This window comes from Spirosoma terrae (assembly GCF_010435915.1).
GTDB classification, from domain to species: domain Bacteria; phylum Bacteroidota; class Bacteroidia; order Cytophagales; family Spirosomataceae; genus Spirosoma; species Spirosoma terrae.
In genome coordinates, this window is record NZ_JAAFZH010000001.1 from 403,775 (window position 1) to 421,345 (window position 17,571).

Genomic DNA, 17,571 nt, shown 5'->3' on the forward strand with positions numbered 1-17,571 from the left:
AGTGTTTTGCTACGTCAGTGGAGACGGGTCAGTCCAGACCGGGCCGTTTAAAGGCGCGTGCGTCGGGGAAAAATGTTTCCCACTCGCGACGTTGCCGGCTTAGCAAGGCCATTAGCTCCAGTAGCCCGTCGGTTTTTTCGGGTACGTATTGAATAATCGTCTGCCAGGCAAGTAATGATCGATCGATACTGACTAATATCAGCTTTATTTTGCCCAGGTAATAGTTCTGCAGCTGAGTATCATCCACAGGGTCCTGTAAAGCCCGAACAACTGATTGTGCTTTAACTGGAATTAGCGTCCGATACCACCGAATCATATCCCAGGCATCTTTTAACGCTAATAGCAGCGGCATAACGTTTTCCTGAGTGCGTAAGCCTAATTCTACTTCACGTATCTGCTGCTGCCCGATCTGCTCCAACAGATTCTTCTCTTCTTTTAGCCAGAGTCCACTTTGCTGCAAATAGTCTTTAGCCAAGTTCGTAAGCGCGTGATGCTTATTGGCAGGGAAGCCAATGGCGTTATACTCTAGCTGTTGAGCCTGATCCTCGGTTGGCCGTTCAGTACCGGAGAAATCCTGCTTGCGGCTTAAATTCTCTACGTATTGCTTGGTCAGGTTCAAGGCTTCGGTTAATTGCTGAATCAGTTTGTCGCCCGGATTCTGTGAGTTGGCCAAACTTGCTTCTTGTTGTAGCTGAAAGCTTCGGCATCGGCGTGTTAACAAACAACGCTCACACCATGCATCACAAAAATTATAAATTCCAGCAATTAACTCCGGTTGCGTATTCATTTGCCGACTGGCATAATAGGTTATTGTTAACCAGTAAATATACGCTATAATACTGGATAAATGAAGACGTTACGCTACGTTGCAAAGAATATATGGTTAGCTAACCTTAGGCTTTAATCGGAAAAAGGATGCGTGCCGGTTGGTATTAGGCCATAATTAGCAGCAGGTGTAGGTAGGAGCCTCGGAAATTTGTTATTTGTACTTCATATCAAATGAAGAAAAGAATGACGCGTTTATATGTATGCATCCTATTTATGCTCTCGATGGGAATTTCTCTGGCACAATCACTGCCGAACCAGCCAGCTCCTCCATTAGATTCTTTGGCTAGACTATCGCAGCGATATATGAATAGTAATCAGGCCGATTCGCTCTATAGCTTAATGGGAGCTGGTTTTAAGCAGCAAATTTCTTTGGATAAATTGAAAGAGGTGCTGGGACAGCTCGGTGGTCAGGTTGGAAAATGGGTATCTATGGAGCCAAGAGGAGTTGAAGGGGAAGTCGCCCGTTACAAAGCAGTCTTTGCTTTGATGCCATTGGATTTTTACATCAGCCAGGATAAAGAAGGTAAAATTGCAACGTTTTTGTTCAAACCGTTGCAAGAATAATACCGAAATTCCCGTAGAACGGGGGATTTTACTGTAATTTTGCCAAAAACAGCGTTTATATGACGAATCCACAACAAAACCCTGACGGCTCCATTGACGTTGAACTGAGCGAAGAAATAGCCGAGGGTGTATATGCCAATCTGGCGATGATTGCCCATTCAAATAGTGAGTTTATTCTGGACTTTATCCGGTTGATGCCGGGCGTACCTAAAGCCAAGGTAAAAGCCCGTATTATTTTAACACCAGAACATGCGAAACGACTTTTAGAAGCCCTTCGGGAGAACATTAGCCGGTATGAAGAAGCATACGGTGACATTAACAGCCCTACCGATACATTTAAATTTCCAAGTGGCGGTTTTAGTGGGCCAGTAGGACAGGCATAAAGAGAGTAAGAAGAGCGCAAAAACGCTCTTTTTCTTTGCCCATTTTTGAGAAATACTTCGGAATTAGAGCTTGATGTTCAAAGAGTTTTCTGTATCTTTGCACCTCAAAATTCGGGAAGACTGTTTTTGTAAACAATTTAAAGAATGCCTACTATACAACAATTAGTGCGTAAAGGCCGCGAGAAGCTTGAATTCAAGTCGAAATCGCCTGCTTTGGACGCATGCCCACAACGTCGTGGCGTATGTACACGTGTGTACACCACGACACCGAAGAAGCCTAACTCGGCTCTTCGTAAAGTTGCCCGGGTTCGCCTGAGCAACAACAAAGAAGTTAACGCCTACATCCCAGGTGAAGGTCACAACCTGCAAGAGCACTCAATCGTTCTGATTCGGGGTGGTCGGGTAAAAGACTTACCAGGTGTTCGTTACCACATCGTTCGGGGTGCTCTGGATACGGCTGGTGTAAATGGTCGTCTGCAAAGCCGCTCGAAATATGGTGCGAAACGTCCGAAACCAGGTCAGGCTCCAGTAAAAGGAGGCAAAGGCGCGCCTGCAAAAGGTAAAAAGAAGTAAGAATTAAGTATGGTGTATGATATATGACGTGTTTTTAACGATACATCATACATTATAGATCATAGATTAAAAAACTGACTGGACGTTGGAAAGGCTACGTTCAGAGTAAGACTAAAAATCTGAAGAAATCATGAGAAAGGCGAAACCGCCCAAGCGTTACGTATTACCTGATCCTAAATTTAAGGAGGTTCTCGTAACCAAATTTGTTAACAACCTGATGTACGAAGGCAAAAAGAGCCTGGCGTACTCCATTTTCTATGACGCGCTGGACGTAGTAGCAAAACGCACGAACGAAAACGGTCTGGACACATGGAAAAAGGCATTGAATAACGTAATGCCTTCGGTTGAAGTAAAAAGCCGTCGCGTAGGTGGTGCTACCTTCCAGGTGCCAACCGAAGTACGGGCTGATCGGAAAGTCGCGGTAGGCATGAAATGGCTTATCCGGTACGCTCGTTCGCGGGGTGAAAAAACAATGGTAGACCGTTTAGCAGCTGAAATCGTTGCCGCATCGAAAGGTGAAGGAGCAGCTGTGAAAAAGAAAGATGATACGCACCGCATGGCCGAAGCCAACAAGGCGTTCTCTCACTTCCGGTTCTAAACCAATTCATAACCACATTCCCGGTGGTTACCAAATACACGAAAAGCCGCTCAACATTGAGCGGCTTTCTTAGTTTTGCAGGATATGACGACTTTAGAAAACGACCACCTTCGCGTCTCTATCCGTGCCAAGGGAGCAGAGTTAACGTCCATCTACCATAAAACAAGTGGTATCGAGCACCTTTGGCAGGCCGATCCGGGTGTTTGGGGCTGGCATGCTCCTAATTTGTTTCCCGTAGTAGGCGGTTGCCTAAACAATCAATTGCTGATCGACGGTAAGACGTATCCCATTGAGCGACACGGGTTTGTGCGGCAGTCAATTTTTGAGACAACTGAATCTACGCAAACGCACGCCGTCTTTTCGCTTACGTCCAGCGACGTAACACGTGTTCACTTTCCGTATGATTTCGAATTTCAGATCATCTATGAACTCGATGGGCCTGCGTTACGTGTTACGTATCGGGTCGTAAATGAAGATGAGAAAACGGTCTTCTTTTCGGTGGGCGCTCATCCTGCTTTTGCGATTCCTTTCCTAAAGGGAGAAGACTATGAAGATTATTACGTTGAGTTTGAGAAACAGGAGCAATTAGTAACGCATATGCTGTCGGCTTCCGGTTACTTTTCTGGTGAAACGAAACAGGTGATGACCGATGGAAACCGATTGCCATTAACCAAGCATCTGTTTAATCAGGATGCCCTAGTATTTAAAAATCTGGAATCGCGTCGGGTGGCGGTTCGGAGCAGTAAAAACAGCCATGCTGTTACGGTGGACTTTCCTGCATTTCCCTATTTGGGTATATGGGCAAAGCCGGGTGCTCCCTTCGTCTGCATTGAACCCTGGCTAGGATGCGCTGATAGCGAAGGCCCTCAAAAACCAATCGAAGAAAAAGAAGCGATTCAACACGTAGGGGAAGGAAAAGTATTTACCGCATCATTTACCATTACGATTTCATAAGAAACACTACGTAGCATAGCAATGAAAAAGCCGGGCTCAAATTCTGAGCCCGGCTTTTTCATTAATGATGCAAGAAACTCTTACCGGCTACCACCAGCCTGACCGCTCGACAACAGATTGAAGAACTGGTCCAGTTTTGGCGTAATGATGATTTCCGTACGGCGATTCTGCTGACGGCCAACCGACGTAGTGTTATCGTCTTTAGGGGCGAATTCTGAGCGTCCGCCAGCTGTCAAACGTTCTGGCGAAACACCAAATTTGGTTTGCAGCGACCGAACAACCGACGTAGCACGCAGGGCGCTCAGATCCCAGTTATCTTTAATGAAGTTCGTTGAAATAGGGACAACGTCCGTATGACCTTCAACCAGAATATCCAGCTCTTTGTGGTCATTTACGACTTTAGCCACTTTGCCCAGAACCGTTTCGGCTTTAGGCGTGATGTCGTAGCTACCTGATTTAAACAGGAGTTTGTCGGAGATCGATACGTAAACAACACCTTTTTTCACCTCAACCTGTACGTCCTGGTCGTTGATATCGTCCAGTGAGCGTTTCAGGCTCATAACCAGCGCCAGGTTAAGCGAATCTTTCCGCTGAATGCTGGCATTCAGGTTATTGGTATATTTTGTTTGCTCGTTCAGGGTTTCCAGCGATTTCTTGATGCTTTCTGCGCCTGATTTACTGACAATCGACAAATCCGACATCCGATCGAGGAGGTTGGTATTTGTCTTTTTCAGATAGTCGATCTGAGCCTGCAAATCCGATACTTGTTTGTCTTTGCCTTGCAGGTCATTGTCTTTCGCCGATAACTGAGTGCGGAGGTCAGCAGTACGCTGATCGCAGTCATTTAAAGAAGCAACAGCCTTATCTCGGGCTTCTTGTAGGGATTTGATTTCTGCCAGCCGCTTTTTACTGTTACAGGAAGAAAGCATTGCCACAGCCGCGAAAACAATCAGAACACGTTTCATACAGATGATTGTAATATTGAAGGGTAACGAAAAGTTAGGTTTCAACGAAAGACGCAGCTTACAAACGTCAATCGTTTTGCAAAAGTAATTGATTCTATCGAACGGTTTCAATACCATTATCTATGTAACACGATTCTTTTTGTATTATTTCCCGGTTAATAAAGAAATAGTGCAAAAAATGGCCGATTTTGCCTGGATAAAAAAGAATTATGAAGAAGCATTCTATAGGTAAATCCGACGTTGTTGTCAGCGAAATCAGCTTCGGCTGTATGTCGTTAACGGGCGAACCAGAGCCGCATGTGTCGTTGCTTCACAAAGCTTTTGATGGCGGTATTACGTTCTTTGACACGGCTGATCTTTACGAACATGGAGAAAATGAAAAACTGCTTGGGCGGGCATTTTCCGGGATGCGGCAACAGGTTGTAATAGCTACAAAAGTCGGTAATCAATGGCGGCCCGATGGATCGGGCTGGGACTGGAATCCAACAAAAGCCTATATTCTGACAGCGGTTGAAGAAAGTCTGAAACGGTTAAAAACCGACTACATTGATTTATATCAGCTTCACGGCGGTACGTTGGAGGATCCAATCGATGAAACAATAGAAGCCTTTGAGTTATTAAAACAGCAGGGTAAAATTCGGGAATACGGTATTTCGTCTATTCGTCCTGGCGTTATTCGAGAATGGATTCGTCGCTCGAACATCGTGAGTGTAATGATGCAGTATAGCCTACTTGATCGGCGACCAGAAGAATCCTGCCTGGCTAGTTTACACCAAAATCAGATCAGTGTATTGGCGCGGGGAAGTCTGGCAAAAGGCTTACTGGTCAATAAGCCAGCTACGGCTTATCTGAATTATACAGCTGATGACGTGCGCGAAGCTGCTAAAGCGGTAGCGCTGGTTTCAGACGAAACTCGTACCGAAACGGCTACGGCTATTCAGTTTGCATTGTACCCGCCTGTCGTAGCGTCGGCCGTTGTGGGTATACGTACCGATAAACAATTAGCTGACGCTATACGTAGTAGCAAGAGCCAACCGTTGTCTCAATCGGAATGGGAGCAATTAACCACAGCGCTTTCCCCGAACTTCTACGACCAGCATCGGTAGTTTGTTTCGGCTTCCTCCTTATTAAACAGATCTATTTATTGCTTTTATGAATAAGCTACTCACAAGTATTTTGGTCGGATTAGGTATCGCTTCCCAGGTTCAGGCGCAAAAAGAAATTATGTACATCGGTACGTATTCGCTTCGGGGCAGTGAAGGAATTTATGTATTCGAATTTGACCGAAAGGCGGGAACAATGCAACAGATACAGGCTGTTTCGAACGCGAAAAGCCCGTCTTTTCTGGCGCTGCATCCGTCCGGGAACTATCTGTATTCGGTGAATGAAGGGGCCGATAAACTAGGTGGCGTTAGTTCGTATGCAGTTGATAAAGCAACGGGTAAGCTCAATTACATGAACGGTCAGTCGTCGCTTGGTGCAGGACCTTGTCACATAAGCGTCGATAAGACCGGAAAAACGGCCTTTGTGTCTAATTATGGAGGAGGTAGTCTGGCCGTGTTGCCCATTGACGCAAACGGTAAATTAGCTGCGCCAACAGATAGCGTTCAGGATGCTGGTTCTGGGCCTAGTAAACAACGTCAGGAGAAAGCGCACGTTCACTCGGCAACGCTGGCTCCCGATAATCGGTACGTATACGTAGCAGACTTGGGCCTCGACAAGCTGAATATTTTTGAAATCGATACAAAAAATAGTACGGTTAAACCTGCTTCAACGCCTTATGCGTCGGTATCACCTGGCTCCGGGCCTCGCCATTTCACGTTTCACCCGAACGGTAAATACGCTTATCTAGTCGAAGAGCTCACGTCAACGGTGGCTGCCTTTTCCCGTAATCCTAAAACTGGTGCGTTGACAATGATACAGGATAATGTAAAAACCCTGCCCGATGATTTCACGGATAAGAATACCAGCGCCGATATTCACATTGATCCGAGCGGCAAGTTTCTGTATCAATCGAATCGGGGATATAACGCATTGGCAATTTTTGCGATTGGTAACGATGGCAAACTCACAAAAGTGGGCGATCAGCCAACGGAAGGCAAAACACCCCGCAATTTCCTGATCGATCCTAAAGGCGAGTTTGTTTTTGTGGCTCATCAGGATTCGGACAACATTACCATTTTTAAGCGGGATCAAAAAACAGGCAAGCTGACTTATACGGGGCAGTCCATTAAGGTTCCGGCTCCCGTTTGTATCATTATGGCCGCTCGGTAAGCGCGTAAGTCAGCACTGGTTTTTCGGGCGGTTTGCCAAAGAAATAACGACATCAGTGTATTTTTAGCCCAAAATCATTTAGTTATTCACCTTAAATCATAGTACTCAATGAGATATTTTCTGGCCTTTGGCCTGCTATTTACTGTGTTGGCTTTTACAGCGCCAACAAAAACGGTGAAACTCTTTAATGGTAAAGATCTAAGTGGCTGGAAAGTCTACGGTACCGAAAAATGGTACGTTGATGGCGGAGAGCTTATTTGTGAAAGTGGTCCCGACAAAGGATATGGTTATCTGGCAACCGACAAATTTTACAAGAACTTCGATTTATCACTGGAATTCAAACAAGAAGCCAATGGCAACAGTGGTGTGTTTTTTCGGTCTACGATAGAAGGCACTAAGGTTAGCGGCTGGCAGGTAGAAGTGGCTCCACCAAATCATGACACCGGCGGTATTTACGAGTCATACGGTCGGGGCTGGCTGCTCCAGATTCCCGACGAAAAAGAAAACATTCTAAAGCCCGGCGAATGGAACAAAATGCGCATTCGGGTTGAAGGCGATCATGTGCAGACATATCTGAATGGTCAGCAAATGGTTGACATGCGCGATGAGAAAATTGGCGCTGCCGATGGTTCCATTGCGTTGCAAATTCATGATGGGGGTGGTATTAAGGTCCGCTGGCGGAATCTGCAACTGAAAACTTTGTAAAAAAATGAGGCCATCATTCTATATGATGGCCTTATTCGTACAGATAAATAAAAATAGCGTGATTCTCGGCCGAGAATCACGCTATTTTTATTTATCTGTACACTATTATTTCGCTGAGTCGGCAGCAGGAACCATTTTAGTTGTATCAGAAACAACCAGCGTAGTGTCGCCACTCGTCAGGGTTTCGCTTTCAACAACGGTTGTAGTATCACCGGCAGTTGATTCAGTTTCAGCTTTTTTAGACTGGCAACCTACAGCCAACGTAAGCATGGCTGCAAAAAAGAATGCAGATTTTACGATATTCTTCATGGTAGATATGTGTGTTGGTTAACATTTTCGTCTATTAATACATTGTTGGTAATTAGGTAACCCAACTTTTATATGCAATTTTTTTTATTGTTGCCTAGACCACCGAGCTATGATGGATAGTGCATTTATGAAAGCAAATAATGGCTAAATTGAGGCTCCTGTTCTTGTACAGAATCACCTCAATACTGGAAAAGCACTCATCAATCCGTATGTCTGTTACTAGTTTACTTAGACTTTCCTTTCTATTTATCCTGGGTACTTATTCAGCCCAGTCACAGCCTACCTCGCCTGCACCCGCATTCGCTTTTGCCGAACCGAGCTTATCGCCCGATGGTGCTGAAATCACCTTCGTGTCGGGGGGCGACATCTGGACCGTACCGGCTACTGGCGGAGAAGCTCGGTTACTGGTTTCCCATCCTGATAATGAATCCCGGCCACTGTACTCGCCCGATGGAAAATACCTGGCTTTTGTGTCCTCTCGTACCGGTAATGGAGATGTGTATTTGTTAACCATCGAAACAGGAGCCATTAAGCGGCTGACGTATGACGATGGGGCTGAGATGCTCAGTGGATGGTCGAGGGATGGGAAAATGCTCTATTTTCAGTCAACCAGCCGAGACATTGCGGGCATGAATGATATCTACCGGGTATCGATTTCGGGTGGAACACCGATGGCAGTTACGGCCGATCGTTACGCGAATGAATTCTACGGGGTACCGTCGCCCGATGGAAAAACATTGGCTTTTTCGGCACGTGGCATTGCATCGAACCAGTGGTGGCGTAAAGGGCATAGTCATCTCGACGAAGCCGAGATATGGCTTTATCATATGGATTCGAAAAAAGCAGCAACGGCTTACGAGCGTGTAACGGAACCCGGTGCTAAAGAGCTATGGCCCATGTGGAGTCCCGACGGAAAAAATATCTACTACGTATCAGATCGTAACCAGGCCCAGAATTTGTGGATGCAGCCCATTGGCGGAAAACCCACAGTGCTTACTACGTTTACGAAAGGACGCGTACTGTGGCCATCCATAGCTTATGATGGGAAAACAATTGTGTTTGAGCGAGATTTCCAGCTCTGGAAATACGACGTAACCAGCCGTCAGGCGGCACCACTGTCAGTCCGTCTTCGGGGCGTAGCGGCCAGCCCGGCTGTGGAACGCCTGAAGTTATCGAACCAATTTCGGGAATTAACGCTGTCGCCGGATGGTAAAAAAGTGGCTTTCGTTGCCCACGGCGATGTGTTTGCGGCATCGTCGAAAGAGGGAGGTGAAGCAATCCGTATCAGTCATACAGCCGCCAATGAATCGCAACCTGCGTGGCTGCCCAATAGCCGTAGCCTTGTATACGTATCAACGCGCGATGGCGTAGCACATATTTATCAGTATGACGTTGCCACCCGCAACGAAACTCAATTGACAGATGGTGCCCTGGACGATGGGTCGCCCGTTTTTTCACCCGATGGCAAGTCGATGGCTTTTATTCGAAATGGACAGGAGTTACGTGTGCTGGATCTGTCAACGAAGAAAGATCGACTCCTAAAAAAGGCATACCTGGGCCGTCCGCCATTTGCCGCCAGCGGCTCGGTCGTGTGGTCGCCCGATGGGAAATGGATTGCTTTTGCCTCTTTTGGGGCAAAGACATTCCGTAATATTTCCGTGATTCCATCGACTGGTGGCGACAGTAAGCCCGTTAGTTTTCTGGCCAACACGTTCGGTGGTAATGTAAGCTGGAGCCCTGATGGAAAATATATTCTGTTTAGCACCACCCAACGTACTGAAACGGCCCAGATTGCCCGGATTGATCTTATTCCTCGTCCTCCAAAATTCCGGGAAGATCAGTTTCGCGATCTATTCAACGAAGAAATTCCGAAAACGCTAAAACCCTCGCCAGCTACAACTGCTACGTCTAAATCCCGTGATACAACGGCGCGGGCACTGGGCGATACAGCCAAATTGGGTAAGGGTGGAGCAACAACGATTGTGTTCGAGGATATCCGCCAGCGGCTTAGCCTGTTGCCGGTTGGGGTTGATGTCGATGCTCATTCGATCAGTAAAGATGGTAAAACACTGTTGATTACGGCTACGGTGGCTGGTCAGCAAAATTTATATACCTATTCGCTCGATGAGCTTGGCCGGGAGCAGAGCGTAGCGCGTCAGTTAACCTCAACAGCAGGCAGCAAAAACAGTGCTCAGTTTTCGCCGGATGGAAAAGAGATTTTTTATCTGGAACAAGGCCGTATTCAGTCTATTGCACTAGACAAACGGGAAGCGAAACCGCTGGCCGTAACGGCTGAAATGGACGTCGATTTCGGTAATGAGAAACTGGAAGTGTTCCGCCAGGCATGGGATATTCAGAACAAAGGATTTTATGACTCGACCTTTCATGGCGTTGACTGGAAAGCGATACGGGCTGACTATGAGCCCCTGGCGGCTGGCGCCCGTACACCCGATGAACTACGTCGATTGATTAGTTTAATGCTGGGTGAACTAAATGCATCTCACTCAGGCATTTCGGCTCCGGCTGGCTCCAATCAAACCACAACCGGACGTATTGGCCTGCGCTTTGACCGGGACGAGTATGAACGTAACGGCAAGCTGAAAATTACGGAAATCGTGGCGTTGAGTCCGGCGGCCCTGACTGGCTCGATCAAACCCGGCGATTACCTGCTGGCGGTGGATGGTACAGAAATCACGTCGGCTACCAACCTCGACCAGTTATTGGAAAATCAGATTAACCGTCGGATTTCGCTGATGGTAGCCTCAACAGCCACCGGTACGCCCCGCGAAATAGTGGTACGTCCTGTGAATCTGACGACTGAAAAAGGGCTTTTATACAAACAGTGGGTGCAGCAACAACGACAATACGTTGATAAAGTGAGCGGAGGACGATTGGGCTACGTCCACATGTACGATATGTCGGCTGAGTCGCTGGCGCAGTTAAGTATCGATCTGGATGCCGACAACCACGCTCGCGAAGGTGTTGTGGTTGATGTACGTAACAACAATGGCGGCTTTGTCAATGCGTATGCGCTGGACGTATTTACGCGGAAAGGGTATATGACAATGACTCCACGCGGTTTACCCGCAGCCCCGGCCCGGACACAGTTAGGGCAACGGGCGCTGGAAAGTCCCACCATTCTCGTGACGAATCAACACTCTCTGTCCGATGCAGAAGATTTCACAGAAGGCTATCGTTCGCTTAAGCTAGGTAAGGTGGTAGGCGAACCCACGGGTGGATGGATTATTTACACATCGGCGGCTCAACTAATTGATGGGTCCAGTGTACGATTGCCCTTTATCAAGATTACGGACAATGCGGGCAAAAACATGGAATTGGCTCCTCGTCCGGTTGATATTGCTGTAACGCGGCCAATAGGAGAGAGCTACTCGGAAAAAAATAGCCAGTTGGATAGGGCTGTGGCTGAATTGCTCAAAGACATAAACGAAGCAAAAGCGTCGAAGCTTAGCAGTGGGAAATAATAAAAAAGGAGAGGTGAAAACCTCTCCTTTTTTATTGATCAAGAGCCATCAGAAAGTAATTACCGTCTGCCGATTGTCCCGCACTTTTTATAGCCCAACCCTGAGCCCGATAAAAGGAGAGTGCGTTCTGGTTTTGCTGTAAGCATTTCAACGTAGCCGGCCGCCCAATTTGTGTTAAACACTGGCTTAACAAGGCTTTCCCAATACCCAATCGGGCGAAGTTGACATCAACGTATAGATTATGTACGAAATCGTCGGGAGCCCACCAGGATATAAAGCCAACAGGTTGCCCGTCGATTAGGGCAATCAATAGCCCTTCCCCCTGTGTGGCCGTGTCAAAATTGTTGAGCTGGAATATAGAAGGATCAATCCAGGTAAATGTCTGAATGCGTGTTTCCAGGTATAGTTGACGTAACGCTGGCAGAAAACTTGGTTGAATGTCGCAAATTTGCCAGTTCATAGCCTCCTGTTAGTTGCGAACACGATTGAACACGAACAGATCGCTAAAAGCCCATTTCCCATCTTTGGACTGGCCACGTTGAATAACCAATTGATCTTTTGAACGCTTTTCGTAGATAATTCGGATTGAGCCATCTTCTTTTTCGTAGAGTGCGTAATCTTTCTTGGCTTCCAGAAATTTGTAGCGATCCTGCTTATCTTTCTCTTCCTGCCCAATCAAACCAGGTTTAAAGTGTTTGACCAGCGCAATTGGGCCATTATCGGTTTGTTCAAAGATCAACATTTCGTACATAGTTACTTTGTTGTCTTTCATCATTCGAATAAACCCGGTCAGGTTGTCGCCAGCCGGCGCTATCCATACAGCATCGATTGGCCCGCCGTTAAACGTACCACGCCAATGGCCTTCTAGAAAGCTCATATCGGTTAACGTTCCGGTTTTCGATTGTGCGTTGACGCTCAGTAAGCAGAACGTAATAAACGTAAAGGTCAGAAAGAGTTTTTTCATGGGATTCGTATAAAACCATACGTTGTGGAAAGAACGAACCCGGAAGGATTTACCCGGAAGTCGCTGGTTGTTGCAAACAATACAGGAGACTCATAACTTTCCCCGCTTATTCTGTGTTATTTAGTTGACCAGTATTCAGGACATCCCGCCCAAAATATACCATGGATTTTGTAGACTATTATGCTGTGCTGGGCGTACCCAAAACAGCATCTGACGACGATATAAAAAAAGCGTATCGAAAGCTGGCCCGGAAACTTCATCCGGACCTGAACCCTAACGACCCAGAGGCTAGTAAGAAGTTTCAGCAACTCAACGAAGCCAATGAAGTATTAAGCGATCCCGAAAAACGGAAGAAATACGATCAGTACGGTAAAGACTGGCAACACGCCGAGCAGTTCGAAGAAGCCCGGCGACAACAGCAGCAGTCGCGTCAGCAGTATGCCCGGAGCGATGCAGGCGATTACGATTTTTCAGACGGATTTGGTGGAGCCGATTTCTCAGATTTTCTGTCATCCATGTTTGGGCAGGAGGGCGGTTTCCGGGGCGGTCGTCAGACTACCTTCCGTGGTCAGGATTATCAGGCCGAGCTACAGCTTACTCTGCGGGATGCGTATACCACGCATAAACAGACAATGACGGTCGATGGCAAAAACATACGTATCACCGTACCGGCAGGTATAGAAAATGGTCAGAAAATAAAGCTGGCTGGTTACGGTTCGCCGGGTGTAAACGGGGGACCAAATGGAGACTTATACATTACGTTCGTTATTGCCGACGATAGTCGTTATAAGCGTAAAGACAACGATCTGTACGTTAACGAAGAAATTGACTTGTACACGGCGCTACTAGGTGGCGAAAAGGTTATTGAAACCCTGGATGGTAAAGTGAAGGTAACCGTACCGCCAGAAACACAGAATGGGGCTAAAGTTCGTTTGAAAGGAAAAGGGTTTCCAGTTTACAAAAAAGAAGGCTCTTTTGGCGATCTGTACGTGCAATGGCAAATAAAGCTGCCGACTAATCTCACCGATGAGCAAAAAGAGCTGTTCCGAAAACTGGCGAGTATGTAATTGGTTTATGCGTGCTATTCGAAAAACCATAAACCCAAAACGATAAAACCACATTTCCATGCAACCCGACCACCTAATTGCTGTTGCCGATTTTTGCATCTATCATCATATTGAAGTCTCGTTCGTGCATTTGCTGGAGCAGCAGGGACTCGTTGAAATTATTACTATTGAACAATCCACGTACGTTCAGCCCGAGCAGTTGGGTAGGCTCGAAAAGCTGGTTCGTCTGCATCAGGATTTGTCTATTCATCCAGAAGATCTGGACGTAGTGTTTGGGTTGGTAGAACGGCTTGAAGAACTACAGGGGCAACTACAACAGCTTCAAAATCGGCTGTTTTTCTACGAGCAACTCGAACGGTAAGAATCCTAGCCATTCATAGGCGTATTGTTTTGCGAGAAAGTTGGCATGGATATGCTACGCTACGTAGTAAATTAGCGAGTTAAGTAATTTGCAGCTGCTACTATGACCTTCTTCTACAAACTAACACTGTTAACTATTCCATTTTTTTTCGTATACTCTTCCCTAATGGCTCAGTCTGTGAAGCGCACACGTGATTATGGGATTAAGCTGGGCGTGTTACCTACCGGGCAAAACAATGCCATCACTGATGTGCCGGGTGTTCGCGTAGGTCACGTAACGATCAGGCAGGGGACTACTATTCGTACGGGCGTTACGGCCATTTTGCCACATACAGGCAATCTGTTCCAGCAAAAGAGCCCAGCCGCAATTTATATCGGCAATGGATTTGGTAAACTAACGGGGTATAGTCAGATTGACGAACTCGGTACGCTGGAAACCCCAATTGTACTGACTAATACGCTAAGTGTGCCTACTGCTGCTGATGCCGTAATTGACTATACATTATCGCAAAAAGGGAATGAGGAAGTACGTTCTGTCAATACTGTTGTTGGTGAGACAAACGATGGTTTCCTGAATGATATTCGTGGGCGTCATGTGACTAAGCAACACGTTCTGGAAGCCATTCGTGCGGCTAAAACAGGCCCTGTTGAAGAAGGGAATGTGGGAGCTGGGACCGGAACGGTATGCTTTGGTTTCAAAGGCGGCATTGGTACGGCTTCCCGTAAACTACCGACGTCGCTGGGTGGCTACACGGTAGGCGCGTTGGTCCAGACCAATTTTGGCGGTGTTCTACAAATTGGTGGTGTACCAGTTGGCGTAGCGTTGGGCAAATACTCCTTCAAAGAAAAGCTCGACGGGTCTTGTATGATGGTTATACTAACGGATGCGCCACTCGATGCCCGAAACCTCAAGCGACTGGCGAAACGGGCCTTTATGGGACTGGCGCAAACGGGCGGTATTGCGTCGAACGGTAGTGGCGATTACGTCATTGCTGTCTCGACGGCGTATCAGATTCCGCACGAAACGACGAATTCATTCGATGAAATGAAACTGTTACGTAACGATAACGTGTCGCCTTTATTTATGGCTGCCATTGAAGCTACCGAAGAGGCTATCATCAATTCATTATTTGCTGCCCAGACAATGTCTGGTGATCAGGGGCATCAGATTGAACAACTCCCGGTCGATAAAGTCGTAGAACTCCTGAAAAAAGCTGGACAGGTTCGTTAATCGCCAACTCTATTCATGTTTGCTTTCTGCCACTCGCCACAAAATACCCGCTAAGGCTGCGAAGGCAAGAGCGCCCAGAAGCATATAACCTTCTTCGCCGAGCGATTCGGCCAGAGCGGGTTCCAGCGTCAAAGAAGCCAATCCATTATAAATGGATTCGTTGACGGATAATAGAGCTACTGCTACGCCGGCTAGCGCTCCACCCGCCACTAAGCCTGTCGCAAACAGGCTACCTTTACCCAGATCGGCATCTTCTTCGACAATACCTTTTCGTTTCGCATCCACCGGGGCGACGTTTCGCTCAACAATGGATTTGACTAGGCCGCCCGCAAAAATTGGTAACGTAGTAGATAAAGGTAAATATAACCCTACAGCGAACGCCAGGGCACTCACTCCGCAGAGTTCAAAAACGAACGCCATAAAAGCTCCAACCAAAACAAACTGCCAATCGAGGTTAAATGAGAGTAAGCCTTTGATAAGTGTAGCCATGAGCGTACCCTGTGGAGCCGGGAATTTGTCGGAGCCAATGGCATGCGTAATGCCTTGGGCCACCAGATCAGGGGTTGGCGTGTCCAGAATTTTGACCGTAGCACCAACGACCAATGAGGATACGATAACGCCAATAAACAGCGCCATCTGCTGATATTTAGGCGTTGCGCCTACTAAATAACCCGTTTTTAAATCCTGCGACGTTCCGCCGGCATTCGCAGCCGCTACGCAAATCATACTGCCCACCACCAATACAGCCGGTTCATAGGCTTTTCCGGTGAGGCCAAACGCAATAAAAACCAGTGCAGTGCCCATGATCGTAGCAATGGTCATTCCTGAAACTGGCGAAGAACTGGATCCGATCAGACCAACAATACGGCTGGCAACAGTCACAAAAAAGAAGCCGAACACAATGACCAGAACGGCAATTAATAGCTTGGTGATGAGGGAGTCGCCCGGAATTTGAGGTAGTATCACCATCAACGCAGCCAGAACAATACTACCAATAACCACGATACGTACGCTCAGATCCTGCTCAGTGCGGGGAGTACGGTTGCTTTCGCTTAGTGCATCTTCAGTTTCAATAGCATTAATCGATGACTTACTGAAGCTTTGCCGGAATGAAGAGACAATAGTTGGAATGGTTTTGATGAGCGTCATAAAGCCACCAGCCGTAACGGCGCCAGCGCCAATCTGCCGAATATAAGCCCGATAAATGGCTGCGGCCGTATCGGAAAAGGTATGAGTCTGCGGGTTCCAGCCGCCGGGGCCTCCAGCCGTCTGCAGATTATCCAGATAACCGAGTTTCTGGAGCTGAAGAGCTATGGTGTCGCCCGGTACCACAGACGCTAATAACGGAATCAAGCCCAGCCAGGCCAGAATGCCACCACCAACCAAAACCGCTGAAATTCGGAAGCCGATAATATAACCTACGCCTAAATATTCCGGCGTAATTTCTCCAGATACTTGAGCGGACGGGAAATAACGATTGGCTTGTTTGGTAGCCCAGACCGGGACTTCGGCCACTACGTGTAATACCTTTTGCAGAAAGGCGTAGAGTAGCGCGACCCCTAAGCCCTGATAAGCCGTTTTTGCAAAATCTCCCCCTTTTTCTCCCGCAATCAGTACCGATGCGCAAGCTGTCCCTTCGGGATACGGAAGCGTACCATGTTCCTGGACAATCAATGATCTACGTAGTGGAATCATCATCAGCGTTCCAATCAGACCGCCGAGAATAGCCAACGTTAGGATAGTCCAATAGTTAAAGAAGTCGGCTCCGCTTCCTCCCGTCAGAAACAAAAAGCCTGGCATAGTAAAGACAACTCCCGAAGCGATACTTTCGCCAGCTGATCCGGTTGTCTGGATAATATTATTTTCAAGAATGGTGGTGTTCAGGAACCGGCGTCCTAGTGAAATGGCCAGGACGGCGATAGGTATAGAAGCTGATACGGAGAGACCTGCTTTAAGAGACAGATAAACAGTGGCAGCGCCAAACAAAACGCCGAAGACTGCGCCGGTAATGATTGCCTTAAGTGTAAATTCGGCTGGCGACTCATTGGCTGACGTAAACGGTTTATGGGTGGGCGTAGGATTAGGTGTCATAACAGATCAAATTTCCTCGAAAGAAAGGAAAAAATACCGTCTGCCCCAAAGTATTGACAAAGTCTACTAGTTGGGTGTATGTTTGTAGCACAACTAGTAAGCGGGAGTAGCTCAGTTGGTAGAGCGGCAGCTTCCCAAGCTGCAGGCCGTGGGTTCGAGACCCATTTCCCGCTCATGTAAAAGCACTTCACAGTTTTCCTGTAAGTGCTTTTTGCTTTTAAAC

General features: G+C 47.2%; 18 protein-coding genes and 1 tRNA gene. 13 read left to right on the forward strand and 6 right to left on the reverse strand.

Going from position 1 to position 17,571, the window contains the following annotated elements; all coding sequences use genetic code 11:
* Positions 1–28: 28 nt before the first annotated feature.
* Positions 29–673, reverse strand: a complete 645-nt coding sequence (locus GK108_RS01825) for a hypothetical protein (RefSeq protein ID WP_246224619.1) — start codon at positions 671–673, stop codon at positions 29–31.
* Positions 674–999: 326 nt separating this feature from the next.
* Between GK108_RS01825 and GK108_RS01830 the strand changes: the two genes are divergently transcribed.
* The 5 genes from GK108_RS01830 to GK108_RS01850 all read left to right on the forward strand — a co-directional run bounded on the left by GK108_RS01830 (position 1,000) and on the right by GK108_RS01850 (position 3,900).
* Entirely contained in the window at positions 1,000–1,392 is a 393-nt protein-coding gene (locus GK108_RS01830) for a DUF3887 domain-containing protein (protein WP_163941885.1), read from the forward strand.
* A gap of 59 nt (positions 1,393–1,451) precedes the next feature.
* A complete protein-coding gene (locus GK108_RS01835) occupies positions 1,452–1,775 on the forward strand; it encodes a DUF3467 domain-containing protein (RefSeq protein ID WP_163941887.1) in 324 nt (107 codons plus the stop codon).
* Between the two features lie 144 nt (positions 1,776–1,919).
* Positions 1,920–2,348 carry a 30S ribosomal protein S12 gene (rpsL, locus tag GK108_RS01840; RefSeq protein WP_163941891.1) on the forward strand — a complete coding sequence of 143 codons (429 nt, stop codon included), beginning with the start codon at positions 1,920–1,922 and terminating at the stop codon, positions 2,346–2,348.
* Between the two features lie 130 nt (positions 2,349–2,478).
* A complete protein-coding gene (rpsG, locus tag GK108_RS01845; protein WP_163941894.1) occupies positions 2,479–2,946 on the forward strand; it encodes a 30S ribosomal protein S7 in 468 nt (155 codons plus the stop codon).
* A gap of 84 nt (positions 2,947–3,030) precedes the next feature.
* Positions 3,031–3,900 (forward strand): aldose 1-epimerase family protein, encoded by an 870-nt coding sequence (locus GK108_RS01850; RefSeq protein WP_163941897.1) that lies wholly within the window; start codon positions 3,031–3,033, stop codon positions 3,898–3,900.
* An 80-nt stretch (positions 3,901–3,980) separates the two neighbouring features.
* On the opposite strand, the gene GK108_RS01855 is transcribed toward GK108_RS01850, so the two are convergent.
* Positions 3,981–4,865, reverse strand: coding sequence for an OmpA/MotB family protein (locus GK108_RS01855; RefSeq protein ID WP_163941900.1), 885 nt, complete (start codon positions 4,863–4,865; stop codon positions 3,981–3,983).
* A 209-nt stretch (positions 4,866–5,074) separates the two neighbouring features.
* Here GK108_RS01855 and GK108_RS01860 point away from each other — a divergent pair, with 209 nt between their 5' ends.
* The 3 genes from GK108_RS01860 (at position 5,075) to GK108_RS01870 (ending at position 7,844) form a co-directional block, all read left to right on the forward strand.
* Positions 5,075–5,971, forward strand: a complete 897-nt coding sequence (locus GK108_RS01860; protein WP_163941903.1) for an aldo/keto reductase — start codon at positions 5,075–5,077, stop codon at positions 5,969–5,971.
* Between the two features lie 46 nt (positions 5,972–6,017).
* A complete protein-coding gene (locus GK108_RS01865) occupies positions 6,018–7,139 on the forward strand; it encodes a lactonase family protein (RefSeq protein ID WP_163941906.1) in 1,122 nt (373 codons plus the stop codon).
* Between the two features lie 108 nt (positions 7,140–7,247).
* Positions 7,248–7,844, forward strand: a complete 597-nt coding sequence (locus GK108_RS01870) for a 3-keto-disaccharide hydrolase (protein WP_163941909.1) — start codon at positions 7,248–7,250, stop codon at positions 7,842–7,844.
* A 105-nt stretch (positions 7,845–7,949) separates the two neighbouring features.
* On the opposite strand, the gene GK108_RS01875 is transcribed toward GK108_RS01870, so the two are convergent.
* Positions 7,950–8,153, reverse strand: coding sequence for a hypothetical protein (locus GK108_RS01875; protein ID WP_163941912.1), 204 nt, complete (start codon positions 8,151–8,153; stop codon positions 7,950–7,952).
* Positions 8,154–8,362: 209 nt separating this feature from the next.
* Between GK108_RS01875 and GK108_RS01880 the strand changes: the two genes are divergently transcribed.
* Positions 8,363–11,635 carry a S41 family peptidase gene (locus GK108_RS01880; RefSeq protein WP_163941914.1) on the forward strand — a complete coding sequence of 1,091 codons (3,273 nt, stop codon included), beginning with the start codon at positions 8,363–8,365 and terminating at the stop codon, positions 11,633–11,635.
* 31 nt (positions 11,636–11,666) lie between these two features.
* Here GK108_RS01880 and GK108_RS01885 read toward each other — a convergent pair whose 3' ends face one another.
* Together GK108_RS01885 and GK108_RS01890 are read right to left on the reverse strand one after the other, a co-directional pair.
* Positions 11,667–12,095, reverse strand: a complete 429-nt coding sequence (locus GK108_RS01885; protein ID WP_163941916.1) for a GNAT family N-acetyltransferase — start codon at positions 12,093–12,095, stop codon at positions 11,667–11,669.
* A 9-nt stretch (positions 12,096–12,104) separates the two neighbouring features.
* Positions 12,105–12,599, reverse strand: a complete 495-nt coding sequence (locus tag GK108_RS01890) for a DUF6265 family protein (RefSeq protein WP_163941919.1) — start codon at positions 12,597–12,599, stop codon at positions 12,105–12,107.
* Between the two features lie 161 nt (positions 12,600–12,760).
* Between GK108_RS01890 and GK108_RS01895 the strand changes: the two genes are divergently transcribed.
* The 3 genes from GK108_RS01895 (at position 12,761) to GK108_RS01905 (ending at position 15,257) form a co-directional block, all read left to right on the forward strand.
* Positions 12,761–13,666: a DnaJ C-terminal domain-containing protein gene (locus GK108_RS01895; protein ID WP_163941922.1), complete on the forward strand. Its 906-nt coding sequence runs from the start codon at positions 12,761–12,763 to the stop codon at positions 13,664–13,666.
* A gap of 58 nt (positions 13,667–13,724) precedes the next feature.
* The gene (locus tag GK108_RS01900; RefSeq protein WP_163941925.1) at positions 13,725–14,027 is read left to right on the forward strand and encodes a chaperone modulator CbpM; all 303 of its coding nucleotides are present in this window, start codon (positions 13,725–13,727) and stop codon (positions 14,025–14,027) included.
* Positions 14,028–14,192: 165 nt separating this feature from the next.
* Positions 14,193–15,257, forward strand: a complete 1,065-nt coding sequence (locus GK108_RS01905; RefSeq protein WP_246224620.1) for a DmpA family aminopeptidase — start codon at positions 14,193–14,195, stop codon at positions 15,255–15,257.
* Positions 15,258–15,266: 9 nt separating this feature from the next.
* Here the strand turns inward: GK108_RS01905 and GK108_RS01910 are convergent, their stop codons facing one another.
* Positions 15,267–17,348 (reverse strand): OPT family oligopeptide transporter, encoded by a 2,082-nt coding sequence (locus GK108_RS01910; RefSeq protein ID WP_163941930.1) that lies wholly within the window; start codon positions 17,346–17,348, stop codon positions 15,267–15,269.
* Positions 17,349–17,448: 100 nt separating this feature from the next.
* Between GK108_RS01910 and GK108_RS01915 the strand changes: the two genes are divergently transcribed.
* Positions 17,449–17,521: transfer RNA gene (locus GK108_RS01915), tRNA-Gly, on the forward strand.
* Positions 17,522–17,571: the final 50 nt, after the last annotated feature.

Coding starts and splice junctions, on each gene's coding strand:
- GK108_RS01835 (WP_163941887.1), top strand. CDS start 1,452: ATGACGAATCCACAACAAAACCCTGACGGCTCCATTGACGTTGAACTG.
- GK108_RS01860 (WP_163941903.1), top strand. CDS start 5,075: ATGAAGAAGCATTCTATAGGTAAATCCGACGTTGTTGTCAGCGAAATC.
- GK108_RS01850 (WP_163941897.1), top strand. CDS start 3,031: ATGACGACTTTAGAAAACGACCACCTTCGCGTCTCTATCCGTGCCAAG.
- GK108_RS01895 (WP_163941922.1), top strand. CDS start 12,761: ATGGATTTTGTAGACTATTATGCTGTGCTGGGCGTACCCAAAACAGCA.
- GK108_RS01885 (WP_163941916.1), bottom strand. CDS start 12,095: ATGAACTGGCAAATTTGCGACATTCAACCAAGTTTTCTGCCAGCGTTA.
- GK108_RS01910 (WP_163941930.1), bottom strand. CDS start 17,348: ATGACACCTAATCCTACGCCCACCCATAAACCGTTTACGTCAGCCAAT.
- GK108_RS01830 (WP_163941885.1), top strand. CDS start 1,000: ATGAAGAAAAGAATGACGCGTTTATATGTATGCATCCTATTTATGCTC.
- GK108_RS01855 (WP_163941900.1), bottom strand. CDS start 4,865: ATGAAACGTGTTCTGATTGTTTTCGCGGCTGTGGCAATGCTTTCTTCC.
- GK108_RS01880 (WP_163941914.1), top strand. CDS start 8,363: ATGTCTGTTACTAGTTTACTTAGACTTTCCTTTCTATTTATCCTGGGT.
- GK108_RS01870 (WP_163941909.1), top strand. CDS start 7,248: ATGAGATATTTTCTGGCCTTTGGCCTGCTATTTACTGTGTTGGCTTTT.
- GK108_RS01905 (WP_246224620.1), top strand. CDS start 14,193: ATGGCTCAGTCTGTGAAGCGCACACGTGATTATGGGATTAAGCTGGGC.
- GK108_RS01900 (WP_163941925.1), top strand. CDS start 13,725: ATGCAACCCGACCACCTAATTGCTGTTGCCGATTTTTGCATCTATCAT.
- rpsL (WP_163941891.1), top strand. CDS start 1,920: ATGCCTACTATACAACAATTAGTGCGTAAAGGCCGCGAGAAGCTTGAA.
- rpsG (WP_163941894.1), top strand. CDS start 2,479: ATGAGAAAGGCGAAACCGCCCAAGCGTTACGTATTACCTGATCCTAAA.
- GK108_RS01865 (WP_163941906.1), top strand. CDS start 6,018: ATGAATAAGCTACTCACAAGTATTTTGGTCGGATTAGGTATCGCTTCC.
- GK108_RS01875 (WP_163941912.1), bottom strand. CDS start 8,153: ATGAAGAATATCGTAAAATCTGCATTCTTTTTTGCAGCCATGCTTACG.
- GK108_RS01890 (WP_163941919.1), bottom strand. CDS start 12,599: ATGAAAAAACTCTTTCTGACCTTTACGTTTATTACGTTCTGCTTACTG.